The sequence below is a fragment of the Bradyrhizobium sp. MI1.4 genome, assembly GCF_055811315.1.
This window is the reverse complement of record NZ_JBVVPP010000049.1, coordinates 22,187-36,648: the sequence shown is the minus strand read 5'-3', so window position 1 is coordinate 36,648 and position 14,462 is coordinate 22,187. Positions and strand designations below refer to the sequence as shown.

Below are 14,462 nucleotides of genomic sequence, written 5' to 3'. Positions count from 1 at the left end.
GCCGGGGAGGAACAGATGAAGCTGTCACGACGGATGATCTTGCAAGGTGCCGGCAGCTTGCCCTTCGCAATTGCGAGCTTGCGCACGGGCGCATTGGCTCAATCCGCACCCACTGCGCCGAGCGAGGTGCCGCCAATCCTGTTCGTCCACGGCAATGGCGACTACGACGCGCTCTGGATGACGACCTTGTGGCGGATGGAATCCAACGGCATTGCGCGCGATCGCATGCATGCGATCAATTTCAACGATCCCAATGCGCGAAGTGACGACAAGGTCGAGCAGGCGGGCCGCTCCTCGACCGAGGACCAGCGCCGCGAGCTCGCCGCCGCCATAGCCGAATTGAAGCGCAGCACCGGCGCCGCCCGCGTGGCGCTGGTCGGCAGCTCGCGCGGCGGCTATGCCATCCGCAACGTCATCAAGAACGGCGGCGCCGGCGATGTCAGCCACGCCGTGCTGTGCGGCACGCCCAATCACGGCGTGTTCGCGACTGACGACCAGCCCAACAGCGAGTTCAACGGCCGCGGCGCGTTCCTGCTCGGCCTGAACGAGGGCGAGAGTGAGGTGACGCCGGGTGTTGCCTTCCTGACCTTGCGCAGCGACGGCATGGACAAATACGCGCAGGCCGATGGCCGCTTCATCGGCAAGCCCGGCACGCCGACCGGCGTCAGCGTCGAAGGTCCGGAGTTGAAGGGGGCCACCAACCTCGTGCTGGGCGCACTCGATCATCGCGAGGTGGCGTTTCACCCCCGAGCCTTCCGCGAGATCTATAAGTTCATTGCCGGCCGCGAGCCCGCGCGAATCTCGATTGTGCCGGAGCAGAGCGTCAGGCTGAGCGGCCTCGTGACGGGCACACCGGGCGGTGCGCCGACCAATCGGCCGGTGGCCGGTGCAACCGTCGATATCTTTCGGGTTGATCCTGAAACCGGTGAGCGCAAGGGCAGCGCCGTGCACAGCGCGAAGACCGGCGCCGACGGCCGCTGGGGACCGGCGCAGGTCGAACCTTCCTGGTCGCTCGAATTCGCCCTCGCAGCGCCGGATGCGCCGACGACGCACATCTACCGCTCGCCCTTCCCGCGCTCGTCCGACGTCGTTCACCTGCGCGCCGCGCGCCCGCTCGGTCCCGCGGACAAGGACGCCGGGGCCGTCGTGATCATGTCGCGTCCGCGCGGCTATTTCGGCCTGCCGCGGGACGTGGTGCTGCTCGACGGCAAGGAGCCGGCGGACGTCAAATCGGGTGTGCCCACGGATTCGACAGCAACACTGCGCCTTCCGGCCGGCGAGGTCGGGCGTAACATCGTGGCCGAATTCAACGAAGAACGAATTGTGGCACGCGCCTGGCCTGCCTCCGAGAACAGGATTGCGATTGCCGAGCTGACTTACTAGCTAACTGCCTGCGCCACCCCTCCGGGAGAGAGCCATGAACATCGCCAGCGTGCGTCGGCCCATCGTCCCTCCGACGCCGCCGCGAGCGCCCGACGACATGTCGTTCCTCGGCCGGCTTGCCGTGATCAAGCGGAATATGATCGCGACCTGGGGGCAGCGCGCCTATGAGGAAGACGTCATTGAGGGCCGCTTCTTCTTCCGCAACAGCTTCATCCTGAACCGGCCGGATGCGATCCGGCATGTCCTGCTCAGCAATTACGAGAATTATTCGCGTACTCCGGCGGGCATCCGCATGCTTCGTCCCGTGCTCGGCGACGGTCTTCTGATTGCGGAGGGCCATTCGTGGACGTTTCAGCGCCGCACCCTCGCGCCGGCGTTCACGCCGCGTGCGACAGCAAATCTCGTTCCGCACATGACGGCGGTGCTCGACGAGACCATCGCAAAGCTCGACGGGCGAACGAGCGAGCCGGTCGATCTGCGCGAGATCATGCAGCGCATGACGCTGGAGATCGCCGGCCGCACCATGTTCTCGTTCGGCATGGACCGGCATGGTCCGACCTTGCGCAACTTCGTCATGGAGTATGGAGCCCGACTCGGACGGCCGTACTTGCTCGACATGGTGCTGCCGCTGTCCTGGCCGAGTCCGATGGATTTTGCCCGCGCCCGTTTCCGCAAGCGCTGGACCGAATTCGTCGCGATGCTGATCGCCGAGCGGCGTGAGAGGGGCAAGAAAGACGGCGCGCCGCCGCGCGATCTTTTCGATCTCATGGACGAGGCGCGTGACCCTGAAACCGGCAAGGGCTTTTCGGACGAACAACTGGTCGACGAAGTCGCGACTATGATCCTCGCGGGTCACGAGACCACGGCGACCGCGCTGTTCTGGGCGCTCTATCTGCTCGCGCTCGATCCCGATACGCAGGAGGAGATCGCCTCCGAGACCCGCGGCGAGCACCTCGACAGCATGGCCGACATCGATCGGCAGAAGTTCACCCGCGCCGTGATCGAGGAGACCATGCGGCTTTATCCGCCGGCCTTCCTGATCGCCCGGGCCGCGCGCGAGAAGGACAACGCGGCCGGCGTCGCCATCGGCAAGGGCGACATCATCATGATCGCACCGTGGCTGCTGCACCGGCACGAGAAGCTGTGGGATCAGCCGAACGCGTTCATTCCAAAACGCTTCATGTCCACGGAAGCGCCCGATCGATTCGCGTATCTGCCCTTTGGCGCTGGTCCGCGCGTCTGCGTCGGCGCCCCCTTCGCGCAAGCCGAATCCGTGCTGGCGCTGGCCCGGCTGATCGGTGCGTTCCGTGTCGAGCTTGCCGATACCGGCCCTGTCATTCCGCTCGGTGTCGTCACGACCCAGCCGGACCGTTCGCCGCTGTTCCGCATCACGCGTCGGTGACAGGCGTTCGCCTGGCCGACGGCGTGATCCACTCCAGATAGAGTTGCGCCATGAGCGATATCCAGGCCCAGTTTTCCGTTCTGAAGCAGACCGCCGATTCGAAAGTGGTCGATGCGATCGCGCGCCTCATCGAGGACGGCGAAGATCACGAGCTCAACCGCGTCAATGTCCTCGATTTCGCGAAGCAGCACGGTCTCGATGAAGAGCACGCGATCTCGGCATTCCTGCATTCGGCGCGGCTCGGCCTGTTCGATCTGGGCTGGAATGTGCTGTGCCCGGGCTGCGGCGGCGTGTTGGGTGCGCACTCGACCCTGAAGGCGCTCAAGCCAGACGATTATCATTGTGCGCTGTGCGCCTGCGGCTACAAGGCCTCCGTCGATGATCAGGTCGAAGTCTCCTTCACCGTCAATTCACGTGTCCGGCGCATTGCGGCGCATGATCCCGATACGCTTCCGGTGTGGGAGTACTTCAAGCAGGTGTTCTGGAGTTCCGGCGTCGACTTCAACAAGGAATCGTTTGCGACGCTCGCCAACGAGGTGACGCTGGACACGATGGAGCTCCCGGCCGGCGAGAAGGCGACCATGTCGCTGCAACTGCCGGACGATTTCATCATCATCTTCGAACCGGTGACGCACGCGGCGCATTTCATCGACGTGCAGGGCGAGCCCACCAAGGACCGTCAGCAGCTCGCCATCATGTACAACAGGGTGCAGGCGCCGACGGGAACCACGACCATGCGGCCGGGCCCGCTGCGGCTGTCGCTGGAGAACCAGGCCGGCGTACGCGTGCTGCCGTCGGTGTTCATCGCGGCCGAGGCGCTCCATCACCTCATCGGCAAGCGCAAGCCGTTCCTGACCGCCAAGCGGATGCTGTCGAACCAGACGTTTCGTGATGTGTTCAAGGCGGACAATCTCAGTCTCGACCAGCGGCTCCAGATCACCTCGCTGACCTTCCTGTTCACCGATCTGAAGGGATCGACCGCGCTCTATGAGCGCGTCGGCGATCTTGCCGCCTTCGACCTCGTGCGCGCGCATTTCCATGCGCTGCTCGAGATCATCTCCTCCGAGAAAGGCGCGGTGGTGAAGACCATCGGCGACGCCGTGATGGCGACCTTCGTCCGTCCCGAGCATGCGATCGCAGCGGGTTTGCGGATGCGCGCGGCGATGGACGAGCTCAACAAAAAGCGCGGTACTGCCGATCTCATCGTCAAGATCGGCATCCACGAAGGTCCGTGCCTCGCGGTGATGCTGAACGAGCGGCAGGATTATTTCGGCCAGACCGTCAACATCGCCGCCCGCGTGCAGAGCCTCTCGACCGCGCAGGAGATTCACATCACCGGCCCGGTGCTGGATGCGCCGGCGGTTGCCGAAGTCCTCAAGCAGCGCGAAATCAGGCCGATCCAGAAGCAGGCCGCACTGCGCGGCATCGCCGACAAGATGGTGGTGTACGAGATACCGTGACTGGTGTCGTCCCGGCGAAGGCCGGGACCATACCGCGTGATTTCCGAAACAGGCTGGATGGTCGTTACCAAAGCCTTCGCCAAACCGCAGCCTGTGGTTATGGGTCCCGGCCTTCGCCGGGACCACATGTGCGCACTTGCCTTGCCCTACTCCAAAATCACAGACTCAGATTGCCGAAACGTAATGCGACGCGCGGAACTGACGCACGTTGCGCCGGTTGAATTTCCTACTCATATAATGCTGGTAGCGGTCGCGCTCCGCGGCTTCATCGATTTCGGTAGGACCTTATGCTCGACGGCCTGCGCCAATTCATCGCCGACATTGTTGCTCCCCATGCCCAGGACCGCGCTTTCGGTGACGGTGATTACCGGCTGGCGGCGACCGCGCTGCTGGTTCATGTGATCTCGCTGGACGGCCAGCCGACGGCTGCCGAGCAGCGCAAATTGCACAGCCTGATCGAAAGCCACTTTGGGCTCGATCGCGGCACCGCGGATCGTCTGATCGCGGATGCGACGGAGGTCGAGGGCGAGGCGGTCGACCTCTATCACTTCACCAGCATCATGATGCGCTCGCTCGACGAAGAGGGCCGCAAGCGGGTCGTCCAGATGATGTGGGAGCTGGTCTATGCCGATGGCCAGGTTACCGAGTTCGAGGATAATGTGGTCTGGCGTGCCTCCGACCTGCTCGGGATTTCGCAACGCGACCGGATCGACCTGAAGCACGCGGTCGCAGATCGTGCCGGTGGTCAGGTCAAGGACAGCGCGGTCGGCGGGTGATCACTGCCAATACCGCCAATTGGCGGTTGTGCGGACCACATGACGAAACTTTAATGTAGCCTCGGGGCTGCCCTGGTTCCGGTTTTCCCCTGTAAAAACGGGGTTTTCCTGCTTCCCCGTTTCCCGCTCAGGTGGCTATGCGGTGGACGCCGCTTGCCTGTCGCGCACGGCCTATGCTCTCGTTCCAGCATTGCGGCGCCAAAAAAACTTCAATTCAAGAGATCTCGATCGTGACTGAGCGGGTAACGTTGATCACCGGTGCCTCGGCGGGCATCGGCACGGAGCTAGCGCGTGTGTTCGCCGCGAACGGACACCGTCTTGCGCTGACGGCGCGACGCGCGGACCGGCTCGAGGCGCTCGCAAACGAGCTCGCTGCCAAGGGTGGCAAAAAGCCGATCGTGATCGCCTGCGATCTTGAGGATGCGGATGCCGGCGAGAAGATCGCCGCCGCACTCGCTGCCGAAGGCGTCGAGCTCGATCATCTCGTCAACAATGCCGGCTTCGGCGTGTTCGGCGACGCAATTGAGCGCGACCGCGTCGAGCAGGTCGGCATAGTGGATGTCAATGTCCGGGCTCTGACGGATCTGTCGCTGCGCTTTGCCGATCAGCTGATCAGGAACAAGGGTGGCCTTCTCAACGTCGGATCGGTCGCCGGCTATCTGCCCGGCCCCGGCATGGCGGTCTATTACGCGTCCAAGGCCTATGTCATTTCCTTCACCGAGGCCTTGCGGGCGGAGCTTGCACCGCACGGCGTTCGCGTCACCGTACTTTGCCCGGGCCCGGTGCCCACCGAATTCCAGGCGCGCGCCGGCGTTGGGTCCGGACATGATACGGCCCTTCTCAATGTTCCTGCCGCTGAGGTCGCACGACAGGCCTATCGCGGCCTGATGGCCAACAAGCGGGCCGTGCTCCCCGGTCTGGGCATCAAGATTGTGCCATTCGCGCTGCGCTTCTTCCCGCGCGGCTTCATCCTGTCCGCCACCAGCCGGTTTCAGAGACAAAGACGCTAGAGGGAGCTCTCGGTCGGTCGTGGCCCGGAGCTTGCTTTCTATCGGGAGTGTGTGTGCGCAAACTCACACGAAATTAACGATCGCTTAGTTATGCTGGCGGTCAGAACCGATAGCAGTCGCAAAGACCATGTCGTTCCGGACGGACAGATTTGGTGGCGCAGATGTGGTGCCCTTCCCCAGAAGGACGCCTGATGTCGCCGCCTTCGAAACCCGGTTGCCGGTTCTGATCATCCTGCATCAGGAATCCTCGACGCCCGGCCGCGTCGGCAATGCGCTGCGCGCCCTTGGCCACCGCCTCGACATCCGCCGTCCCCGCCTCGGCGATCCGCTGCCTGAGACCCTCGACCAGCATGCCGGCGCTGTGGTCTTCGGCGGTCCCATGAGCGCCAATGATCCCGACGACTACATCCGCCGCGAGATCGACTGGATCGAAATTCCGCTCCGCGAACAGCGGCCGTTCCTCGGCATCTGCCTCGGCGCGCAGATGCTCGCGAAGCAGTTAGGAGCCCGCGTCGCGCCGCATGCCGATGCGCTGACCCAGATCGGCTACTACCCGATCCGCCCGACACCCGCGGGACACGGGCTCTGCCCGAATTGGCCGGCACGGGTCTATCACTGGCATCGCGAAGGCTTCGAGCTACCGGTTGGCGCTGAACTGCTTGCCGAAGGCGATGATTTTCCGGTGCAGGCGTTCCGCACCGGCAACGCTTTCGGCGTGCAGTTTCATCCTGACGTGACCTACGCCATGATGCATTGCTGGACCACGCGCGGCTATGACGGTCTCAGCGCGCCCGGCGCGCGGCAGCGGCATCATCACTTCGCGGACCGTGCCGTCTACGATGCCGCGGAACGGGCCTGGCTTGATCAATTCATCGACGGCTGGCTGGCGCGTCGGCCGTTGCTGGCGCAAGCCGCCGAGTGATCGCGCCTCCCAGGCCGTTGGCACAAGCCCTTGTCTCATCCCTTGATATGCTAGGCTCATGTCAACGAGCGCGCGCGAAACTGCGCCGGCAAACAAAGGGAGAGCACCATGGCTTACGAACACATTCTCTATGAGGTCAGCGACAAGGTCGCGACCATCACGCTCAACCGTCCCGATCGCATGAATGCGTGGACGCCGATCATGGAGCGCGACGTGCGCCATGCGATGGAAGCATCGAGCGCCGATGACAATGTCCGCGTCATCGTGATCACCGGCGCGGGCCGCGCCTTCTGCGCCGGTGCCGACATGGACGCATTGAAGGGGCTCGACCCCGATGATGTCAGGCGTGCGTCGAACCTGCCGCCCTTCGACATGAACCGGCGGCCGGACTGGCAGACGCGCTATGGCTTCTACCCGTCGATCGGAAAGCCTGTCATCGCCATGCTCAATGGAGCGACCGCCGGCATCGGCCTCGTCCACGCGCTCTATTGCGACCTGCGCTTTGCCGCCGACAACACCGTGTTCACCACCGCCTTCGCCCGGCGTGGTCTGATCGCCGAGCACGGCATCAGCTGGATGCTGCCGCGAATCGTCGGCCACGCCAACGCGATGGATCTGTTGCTCTCGGCGCGCCGCGTTTCGAGTGACGAGGCGCTGCGGATGGGGCTGGTGAATCGGCTCTGCTCGCCCGAGAAGCTGCGCGAGGAGACCTATGCCTATGCGCGCGACCTCGCCGATTTCGTCTCGCCGAGCGCGATGGCCGTGATCAAGCGGCAGCTCTACGAGGTGCCGTTCCAGACGCTGGCGGAGGCGACGATCGAAGCCAATCGGGACATGATGGTGGCGCTGAACGGCAGCGATTTCCGGGAGGGAGTCGCGAGCTTCATGGAGAAGCGGCCGCCAAGGTTTACGGGGAAGTAGGGAAGCTTAAGGGGCAGTCCGTCTTCGCCCTGCGGGCTACGCCGGACACCACGCTTCGCCCCTCGAGCTCCGCGCGGCTGCGCCACGCGTAGCCCGAAGGGCGAAGCGTGGTGGAGCCAGGCGGGATCGAACCGCCGACCTCGTCATTGCGAACGACGCGCTCTCCCAGCTGAGCTATGGCCCCTTTTGTAGGCCGCTCTGGTCAATGCGGCCGACAACCGGGCGCCATTTAAGTCCCCGCCAAGGTCAAGTCAAGGACGGGTGTAACCCGGTTTTAGCCATCCCGGCACCGACTTCCCTTGTTTGGACCGGGGGGAACCGATATCTAGCAGCAGGCGTCAATCCCGACCGCAGCCAGAATTTTCAAAAGTCAGAGTCTTTAAAAGCCATGCGTGCCGTTCTCGACATCGTCATCATCGTGCTCGACCTCTACGTCTGGCTGCTGATCGCGTCCGCGATCCTGTCCTGGCTGATCGCCTTCAACGTCGTGAACACCCGCAACCAGTTCGTTTCGGCGGTGGCGGAGTTCCTGTACCGAATCACCGAGCCGGTCCTGACTCCGATTCGCAATTTCCTGCCCAGCCTCGGCGGCCTCGACATCTCGCCGATCATCCTGATCCTGCTCATCATGTTCATCGAGCGGGTGATCCTGTATTACATCTACCCGAACGTGATCTAAGCAAGCTGGAGCGCCCTGGGTTGCCAAAGAACCTTGTCATCAAGGAACCTTGGCGTTACGGGGCCGCAGGTATCAGCATCGCGCTGCGGGTGACGCCGCGCGGCGTCCGCGACGACATCGACGGGATCGAGCAGCTCTCCGATGGCCGCAGCGTGCTCAAGGTGCGGGTGCGCGCTATCGCAGATGGCGGCGAGGCCAACAAGGCCGTTCTGGTGCTGCTGGCGAAATCGTTGGGCGTGCCCAAGGCCAGCGTCAAACTCCTGTCGGGAGCGACCTCGCGGCTGAAGCAGATCGCGGTCGACGGCGATCCGGCGCGGCTCGGCGAAGCCCAGCGCCAGCTCGCATCAGCCAAATCGACAGACTGAGGGAACTGACATGACCGCCAAGATCATCGACGGAAAAGTCATCGCCGCAGAACTTCGCGCCCGCGTCGCCGACGAGGTCGCACGCGTCAAGCGCGAGCACAATCTGGTTCCGGGCCTTGCGGTGGTCCTGGTCGGAAGCGACCCGGCGAGCGAGGTCTATGTCCGGTCGAAACACACCCAGACCCAGGCCGCTGGCATGGCCTCGTTCGAGCACAAGCTGCCGGCCGACGTCTCGCAAGCAGATCTCCTGGCGCTGGTCGCAAAACTCAACCGCGATCCCGCCGTGCACGGTATTCTGGTGCAACTACCGCTGCCCAAGGGCCTCAATACCGAGGCGGTCGTCAATGCCATCGACCCCGCCAAGGATGTCGACGGGCTGCATCCGAACAATGCCGGCCGCCTCGCCGGCGGTTTCGAGGCGCTGTCGCCCTGCACGCCGCTCGGCTGCATCATTTTGACCAAGAGCGTGCATGCTTCGCTTGAAGGCATGAACGCCATCGTCATCGGCCGCTCCAACCTCGTCGGCCGACCGCTGGTGCAGCTGTTGCTGAACGAGAACGCCACGGTGACCATCGCGCATTCGCGCTCGCGTGACCTGCCCGGGCTCGTGAGGCGCGCAGACCTCGTTTATGCCGCCGTCGGAAAGTGCGAGATGGTGCGCGGCGACTGGCTGAAGCCGGGGGCGACCGTGATCGACGTCGGCATCAACCGGATTCCGAGGGACGACGGCAAGACGCGTCTCGTCGGCGATGTTGCCTATCAGGAAGCGCTCGCCGTGGCTGGCGCCATCACGCCGGTACCGGGCGGCGTCGGTCAGATGACAGTCGCCTGCCTGCTCGTGAACACGTTGCGCGCGGCCTGCGCGATTGCAGGGCTGCCGAAGCCGGCGGTGTAGTTCACCTCGCCCCGCAAGCGGGGCGAGGGAGCAGAGCTCAGGCCTTCTTCTTTTTCTCGCGATCGATGCCTTCGAGGATCAGCTTGTGCGCATCTTCGGGGCCGCCCCAGCGCAGGATCTTCACCCACTTGCCGGGTTCGAGATCCTTGTAGTGCTCGAAGAAGTGCTGGATCTGCTGGAGCGTGATGTCCGGCAGGTCGGAATACGACTTCACCTTGTCATAGCGCTGCGTCAGCTTCGACGACGGCACCGCAAGAATCTTCTCGTCGCCGCCGGCTTCGTCTTCCATGAACAGCACGCCGACCGGGCGCACGCTCATGACCGCGCCGGGAATGATGGCGCGGGTGTTGATGATGAGGACGTCGCAGGGATCGCCGTCGTCGGACAGCGTGTGCGGAATGAAGCCGTAGTTCCCGGGGTAACGCATCGGCGTGTAGAGGAAGCGGTCAACCACCAGCGTGCCGGCTTCCTTGTCCATCTCGTACTTGATCGGTTCGCCGCCCACGGGGACTTCGATGATGACGTTGACGTCGTGAGGGACGTTTTTCCCGATCGAGACCGCATCGATACGCATTCAAGGCTCCGTTGTTGCCGAGGTTAAATCGCACCCGGCAGCGATTTTGGCGCTGTCATACGCGGGCTTGGCCCGCTGATCCATCGCGTTTTTGTGAAATAATGAATCCGGCGATCACCGGCTCAAGGCAGCGGTATCGACGGAAGGAAAACGCTGCCGGCGGGACTTCAGCAGCTCAATTGGTCCAAGCGAAGGCAACCTTGTCGAGCGACTTCGGCCCGAAACGCTCCGAGGATCGCGCCACCATGCGGCCGCCCAAGGCGCGGTAGAACTCGGTGGCCGGATCGTTGTCCGAGAGCGCCCACACCACCATGCTCTTCAGGCCGCTCTGCATCAGGTCGCGGCGGGCCGCGGTGAACAGGCGGCGACCAAAGCCCAGGCCCTGGAATTCAGGACGCAGATAAAGCTCGTAGACCTCGCCGTCGAAATGCAGGCTGCGGGCGCGGTTGCGGCCGTAATTGGCGTAGCCTGCGATCTTGTCGCCGAACACCAGCACGCTGACGCGGCTGCCCTTGCGGATCGCGCTGTCCCACCATTGCGGACCGCGGCGGTTGATCAGCTTCTCCAGTTCGGCGCCGGGAATGATGCCCTGATAGGCGGAGCGCCAGGCTTCGTCATGGGTGGACGCCACCGCAGTTGCATCTGCGGCTTTGGCCGGCCGGACCTCGATCAGGGTTGTGCTCATGGACGTGATCAAACCAAGTCGCCGCGCCGGCGGCAAGACCTATCGTTAATTATCGGTTAACGTGTGGACTTTCTGCATCAGTATTTGAACCATGTTGTACCGAAAAAAGACAAGACGCCGATTCGAATGGCACCGGGGTGCTCTGCGACGGTGCAAAACTGCTTTGCGGCAACGAATGAACGGCAATGGCAACGCAGAAAGCCTGCCGATATTGATTCGTTCCTACTAGTCTAACTGTCGCTGTTCTCGCCTCCGGCAATTCATGCGGATCCCCAACATTCTCGTGCTCCTGGCTCTGTTGGCCTTGCTGACCGCGCCGCCCGTGTGCGCTCAGGTCACGTTTGGTTCGTCCGGAGCGGAGGGCGATCCGTTTCGCCGTCAGCAATGGCGCGTGCCGTCGCCGGATACCGACATCTCCGCTCATGCCCAGCTGTTTCGCCCGCCGGGTGCCGGCCCGTTCCGGCTTGCGGTGATCGCGCATGCTTCGACGCAAAATGGCTTGCGGCGCGCGCAAACGCCACAGCCGGAATATCGCGCACTCACGGCATTCCTCATCGCGCGCGGCTTCGCCGTGCTGGTGCCCGAACGGCTCGGCCATGGTGCGACCGGTGGCCGCTATGTCGAGGACCAGGGTGGCTGCGACGAGGCGGACTACGTGCGCTCGGGCCGCGCAACGGCCGACGAAATCGCGCTCGCGCTGGACTATGTGCGAAAGCAGGATTTTATCCGCAAGGACGCCGCGATCGTGATCGGCCATTCCGCCGGCGGTTGGGGCGCGCTGGCGCTCGCGAATGCCGATCCGAAGGCGATCTCCGCCATCATCGCCATTGCGCCGGGCCGCGGCGGCCATGCCAATGACGAGCCGAACCGGATCTGCGCGCCGCATACGCTTCTCGCCGCGGCGGCTGAATTCGGCAAGGCCGCGCGCATCCCCATCACATGGCTCGTTGCCGCCAATGACAGCTACTTTGCACCGGCATTTTCGCTTGCGTTGGTCGATGCGTTTCGCGGCGGCGGTGGCAAGGTCGACTTCCGCACGACGCCGGCCGTCGGTAGCGAGGGCCACTGGATGATCGAAACCGAGGCAGGCGTCAAAGCCGCGAGTGCCGAGCTTGCGCGTGGGTTGAGCCTGCCCAAGCCCGTGGTGACCAAGAAGCCATGACGCTGTATTTCCTCATCAAATATCTGCACGTGCTCGGAGCTATCGTCATCCTCGGCACCGGAACCGGCATTGCCTTCTTCATGCTGATGGCACATCGCACGAACGACGTGGCGTTCATCGCGCGCACCGCTTCGGCAGTCGTGATCGCCGACGCGATCTTCACGTTGTCCGCCGTGATCCTCCAGCCGGTCACGGGCGGCCTGCTGATGATGCTCTCGGCAACGTCGGTCGCCGAGCGCTGGCTGCTCGCCTCCCTTGCGCTCTATGCAATTGCTGGCTTGTTCTGGATCCCCGTGATCTTCATGCAGATCGAGATGCGCGATCTCGCGCGGAAGGCCGCCGAGCAGCGTGGCGCGCTTCCGGAGCGCTATTTCGTCCTGTTTCGCCGCTGGTTCGCGTTCGGTTTCCCCGGCTTCGGGGCCACGATGCTGATCCTCTGGCTGATGATCGCAAAACCGTTTTGAGGAAGGTCATGAGCCAGCGAACCATTCTCGTGCTCGGCGCCTCCGGCCTGATCGGCCGCTACGTCACCGACGATCTTCGCGCGCATGGATTTCGCGTGATCGGGGTGGCGCGCAGCCTGTCGGTGGCGCAGAAGATGAGCGCGCTGGACATCGAGCTGCCGATCCTCTCCCTCGATGCGGCGGCTCTGACGCGCCTCCTTGGTGAGCACGCGGTCGATGTCGTCGTGAACTGCCTCGGCGTGCTCCAGGACGGCCCCGGCAGCGATACCAACGCGGTGCATCGCGATCTCGTCATACGATTGCTTCAGGCGATTGGCGGCAGCGGCCGTGCGATCCGGTTTGTGCACATCTCGATTCCCGGGACCGCCGGCGAGGATCGAACCGCGTTCGCAACGACGAAGCGTGAGGCCGAACGTTTGATCGTGGCTTCCGGCACTCCCCACGCCATCCTGCGGCCCGGTTTCGTGGTCGCGCCGTCGGCCTATGGCGGCAGCGCGATGCTCCGCACGCTTGCGGCCTCCCCGCTCGACCTGCCGGAGAAGGAGATGGCGACGCCGTTCCAGCCCGTTGCTGTCGAGGATATTTCCGCCACCATTGCCTGGCTTGCCGCGCGCGATATCGACGACGCATCGGTGAAGGCCGTGAACTGGGACCTGATGCAGGTCGAACCGATTACAATGGCTGGCGTCATCAAGCAGTTCCGTATCGCGTTCGGTACGGCCGGCTGGTCGCGCGTCGCGATGCCGTCCTTCGTGCTCGATCTCGACGCGAAAGGCGGCGATGTCGCCAACTATCTCGGCTGGATACCGCCGATGCGCTCCACGGCCATCGCCGAGCTGCGCCGCGGCGTCACCGGCGATCCCTCGGCGTGGATCGCCGCCACGGGCATCGTGCCGAAATCACTGGCTCAGACGGTCGGGCGCCACCCCGCCACGATCCAGGACAAATGGTTCGCGCGGCTGTTTTTGGTGAAGACGCTGATCTTCGCGAGCCTTGTCGCGTTCTGGTGCGTCTCCGGTTTCATCGCGCTGTTCGTGTCCTATCGCGCCGCTGCTGGCATCCTGAGTGCGCACAACTTTCCCTCGGCGCTCGTCGATCCCATCACCATCGCCACCAGCCTGATGGATATGAGCATCGGCGTGTTGATCGCGTTCCGTCGCACCGCTGCGCTCGGGCTCGTTGCAGGCATCCTGGCTTCGCTGGGCTATATGTTGGGTGCCGCGATCCTGACGCCGGACCTTTGGATCGAGCCGCTCGGCGCACTGGTGAAGACGGGGCCGGCGATCGTGCTGATGCTTGTTGCGCTTTTGATGTTGGACAATCGCTGATGCCAAAATGGCCTGACGACGACGTGATCCTCTTCGACGGCGTCTGCATTTTTTGCTCGCGCTGGGTCCGCTTCGTCGCCGCGCGCGACACGGGGAAGAGGTTTCGCTTCACGCCGATCCAGTCCGACTATGGCGCCCGGCTCGCGCGCACGTTCGGCATCGATCCCGCTGATCCCGACACCAATGCCGTCATTCACGGCGGCGAGGTGTTCATGAAGTCGGACGCTGCGCTGACGGTGCTGTCGCAGCTTCCCGGCTGGGGCTGGGTGCGTGCGTTGTTTGCCGTCCCGAAAGCGTTGCGCGACCCGGTGTATAGCCTCATTGCGCGCAACCGTTACCGCATATTTGGCAAGTACGATGCGTGCTTCGTGCCTGACGCCGATTTGCGAGCACGGGTGATCGAGTAATTCGTCATTGCGAGCGCAGCGAAGCGATC

Annotated in this window: 16 protein-coding genes and 1 tRNA gene; 14 read left to right on the top strand and 3 right to left on the bottom strand. The window is 63.9% G+C overall.

The annotated features are described in order from the left end of the window. Positions 1–15: 15 nt before the first annotated feature. The 7 genes from AC0L23_RS32300 (at position 16) to AC0L23_RS32270 (ending at position 7,874) form a co-directional block, all read left to right on the top strand. Positions 16–1,383, top strand: coding sequence for a twin-arginine translocation pathway signal (locus tag AC0L23_RS32300; RefSeq protein ID WP_018459737.1), 1,368 nt, complete (start codon positions 16–18; stop codon positions 1,381–1,383). A 34-nt stretch (positions 1,384–1,417) separates the two neighbouring features. Then, complete coding sequence (locus AC0L23_RS32295; protein ID WP_085359627.1) at positions 1,418–2,785, top strand: cytochrome P450; 1,368 nt, start codon at positions 1,418–1,420, stop codon at positions 2,783–2,785. A gap of 50 nt (positions 2,786–2,835) precedes the next feature. Further along, the gene (locus AC0L23_RS32290) at positions 2,836–4,245 is read left to right on the top strand and encodes an adenylate/guanylate cyclase domain-containing protein (protein WP_085359629.1); all 1,410 of its coding nucleotides are present in this window, start codon (positions 2,836–2,838) and stop codon (positions 4,243–4,245) included. A 287-nt stretch (positions 4,246–4,532) separates the two neighbouring features. Then, a complete protein-coding gene (locus AC0L23_RS32285; RefSeq protein WP_085359631.1) occupies positions 4,533–5,021 on the top strand; it encodes a tellurite resistance TerB family protein in 489 nt (162 codons plus the stop codon). A gap of 230 nt (positions 5,022–5,251) precedes the next feature. Continuing rightward, positions 5,252–6,031 (top strand): SDR family NAD(P)-dependent oxidoreductase, encoded by a 780-nt coding sequence (locus tag AC0L23_RS32280; RefSeq protein ID WP_026233870.1) that lies wholly within the window; start codon positions 5,252–5,254, stop codon positions 6,029–6,031. Between the two features lie 127 nt (positions 6,032–6,158). Then, complete coding sequence (locus AC0L23_RS32275; protein ID WP_026233871.1) at positions 6,159–6,953, top strand: glutamine amidotransferase; 795 nt, start codon at positions 6,159–6,161, stop codon at positions 6,951–6,953. Between the two features lie 108 nt (positions 6,954–7,061). Continuing rightward, on the top strand, positions 7,062–7,874 hold the full coding sequence (locus tag AC0L23_RS32270) for an enoyl-CoA hydratase (RefSeq protein ID WP_085359633.1): 813 nt from the start codon (positions 7,062–7,064) through the stop codon (positions 7,872–7,874). Positions 7,875–7,982: 108 nt separating this feature from the next. Here AC0L23_RS32270 and AC0L23_RS32265 read toward each other — a convergent pair. Beyond that, positions 7,983–8,058 (bottom strand) — tRNA-Ala (locus AC0L23_RS32265). Positions 8,059–8,262: 204 nt separating this feature from the next. On the opposite strand from AC0L23_RS32265, the gene AC0L23_RS32260 reads away from it, so the two are divergent. The 3 genes from AC0L23_RS32260 to folD are packed head-to-tail and all read left to right on the top strand — an operon-like array spanning position 8,263 to position 9,813. Beyond that, positions 8,263–8,553 (top strand): YggT family protein, encoded by a 291-nt coding sequence (locus AC0L23_RS32260; RefSeq protein ID WP_473357902.1) that lies wholly within the window; start codon positions 8,263–8,265, stop codon positions 8,551–8,553. A 20-nt stretch (positions 8,554–8,573) separates the two neighbouring features. Then, positions 8,574–8,918, top strand: coding sequence for a DUF167 domain-containing protein (locus AC0L23_RS32255; protein WP_085384730.1), 345 nt, complete (start codon positions 8,574–8,576; stop codon positions 8,916–8,918). A 10-nt stretch (positions 8,919–8,928) separates the two neighbouring features. Next, a complete protein-coding gene (gene folD, locus AC0L23_RS32250; RefSeq protein WP_018459745.1) occupies positions 8,929–9,813 on the top strand; it encodes a bifunctional methylenetetrahydrofolate dehydrogenase/methenyltetrahydrofolate cyclohydrolase FolD in 885 nt (294 codons plus the stop codon). 37 nt (positions 9,814–9,850) lie between these two features. Here folD and ppa read toward each other — a convergent pair whose 3' ends face one another. Next, entirely contained in the window at positions 9,851–10,387 is a 537-nt protein-coding gene (gene ppa / locus AC0L23_RS32245; protein ID WP_007604168.1) for an inorganic diphosphatase, read from the bottom strand. A 175-nt stretch (positions 10,388–10,562) separates the two neighbouring features. Then, positions 10,563–11,072, bottom strand: coding sequence for a GNAT family N-acetyltransferase (locus tag AC0L23_RS32240; RefSeq protein ID WP_007598725.1), 510 nt, complete (start codon positions 11,070–11,072; stop codon positions 10,563–10,565). Positions 11,073–11,334: 262 nt separating this feature from the next. Here AC0L23_RS32240 and AC0L23_RS32235 point away from each other — a divergent pair, with 262 nt between their 5' ends. From AC0L23_RS32235 to AC0L23_RS32220, 4 genes are read left to right on the top strand one after another with little or no spacing between them, the layout of a single operon-like run. Further along, entirely contained in the window at positions 11,335–12,234 is a 900-nt protein-coding gene (locus AC0L23_RS32235; protein ID WP_085359635.1) for a dienelactone hydrolase family protein, read from the top strand. Beyond that, positions 12,231–12,698: a DUF2269 family protein gene (locus tag AC0L23_RS32230; protein ID WP_085359637.1), complete on the top strand. Its 468-nt coding sequence runs from the start codon at positions 12,231–12,233 to the stop codon at positions 12,696–12,698. The genes AC0L23_RS32235 and AC0L23_RS32230 overlap by 4 nt, the downstream gene beginning before the upstream one ends. 8 nt (positions 12,699–12,706) lie before the next feature. Next, positions 12,707–14,026 carry an SDR family oxidoreductase gene (locus AC0L23_RS32225; RefSeq protein ID WP_085359639.1) on the top strand — a complete coding sequence of 440 codons (1,320 nt, stop codon included), beginning with the start codon at positions 12,707–12,709 and terminating at the stop codon, positions 14,024–14,026. Beyond that, entirely contained in the window at positions 14,026–14,433 is a 408-nt protein-coding gene (locus tag AC0L23_RS32220; protein WP_085348521.1) for a thiol-disulfide oxidoreductase DCC family protein, read from the top strand. Before AC0L23_RS32225 ends, AC0L23_RS32220 begins: the two co-directional genes overlap by 1 nt. The last annotated feature ends 29 nt before the right edge of the window (positions 14,434–14,462 follow it).

Excerpts from the sequence above, each read along its gene's own strand:
- ppa (WP_007604168.1), bottom strand. The coding sequence starts at position 10,387 with ATGCGTATCGATGCGGTCTCGATCGGGAAAAACGTCCCTCACGACGTC.
- folD (WP_018459745.1), top strand. The coding sequence starts at position 8,929 with ATGACCGCCAAGATCATCGACGGAAAAGTCATCGCCGCAGAACTTCGC.
- AC0L23_RS32260 (WP_473357902.1), top strand. The coding sequence starts at position 8,263 with ATGCGTGCCGTTCTCGACATCGTCATCATCGTGCTCGACCTCTACGTC.
- AC0L23_RS32240 (WP_007598725.1), bottom strand. The coding sequence starts at position 11,072 with ATGAGCACAACCCTGATCGAGGTCCGGCCGGCCAAAGCCGCAGATGCA.
- AC0L23_RS32300 (WP_018459737.1), top strand. The coding sequence starts at position 16 with ATGAAGCTGTCACGACGGATGATCTTGCAAGGTGCCGGCAGCTTGCCC.
- AC0L23_RS32225 (WP_085359639.1), top strand. The coding sequence starts at position 12,707 with ATGAGCCAGCGAACCATTCTCGTGCTCGGCGCCTCCGGCCTGATCGGC.
- AC0L23_RS32295 (WP_085359627.1), top strand. The coding sequence starts at position 1,418 with ATGAACATCGCCAGCGTGCGTCGGCCCATCGTCCCTCCGACGCCGCCG.
- AC0L23_RS32285 (WP_085359631.1), top strand. The coding sequence starts at position 4,533 with ATGCTCGACGGCCTGCGCCAATTCATCGCCGACATTGTTGCTCCCCAT.
- AC0L23_RS32220 (WP_085348521.1), top strand. The coding sequence starts at position 14,026 with ATGCCAAAATGGCCTGACGACGACGTGATCCTCTTCGACGGCGTCTGC.
- AC0L23_RS32230 (WP_085359637.1), top strand. The coding sequence starts at position 12,231 with ATGACGCTGTATTTCCTCATCAAATATCTGCACGTGCTCGGAGCTATC.
- AC0L23_RS32235 (WP_085359635.1), top strand. The coding sequence starts at position 11,335 with ATGCGGATCCCCAACATTCTCGTGCTCCTGGCTCTGTTGGCCTTGCTG.
- AC0L23_RS32275 (WP_026233871.1), top strand. The coding sequence starts at position 6,159 with ATGTCGTTCCGGACGGACAGATTTGGTGGCGCAGATGTGGTGCCCTTC.
- AC0L23_RS32270 (WP_085359633.1), top strand. The coding sequence starts at position 7,062 with ATGGCTTACGAACACATTCTCTATGAGGTCAGCGACAAGGTCGCGACC.
- AC0L23_RS32290 (WP_085359629.1), top strand. The coding sequence starts at position 2,836 with ATGAGCGATATCCAGGCCCAGTTTTCCGTTCTGAAGCAGACCGCCGAT.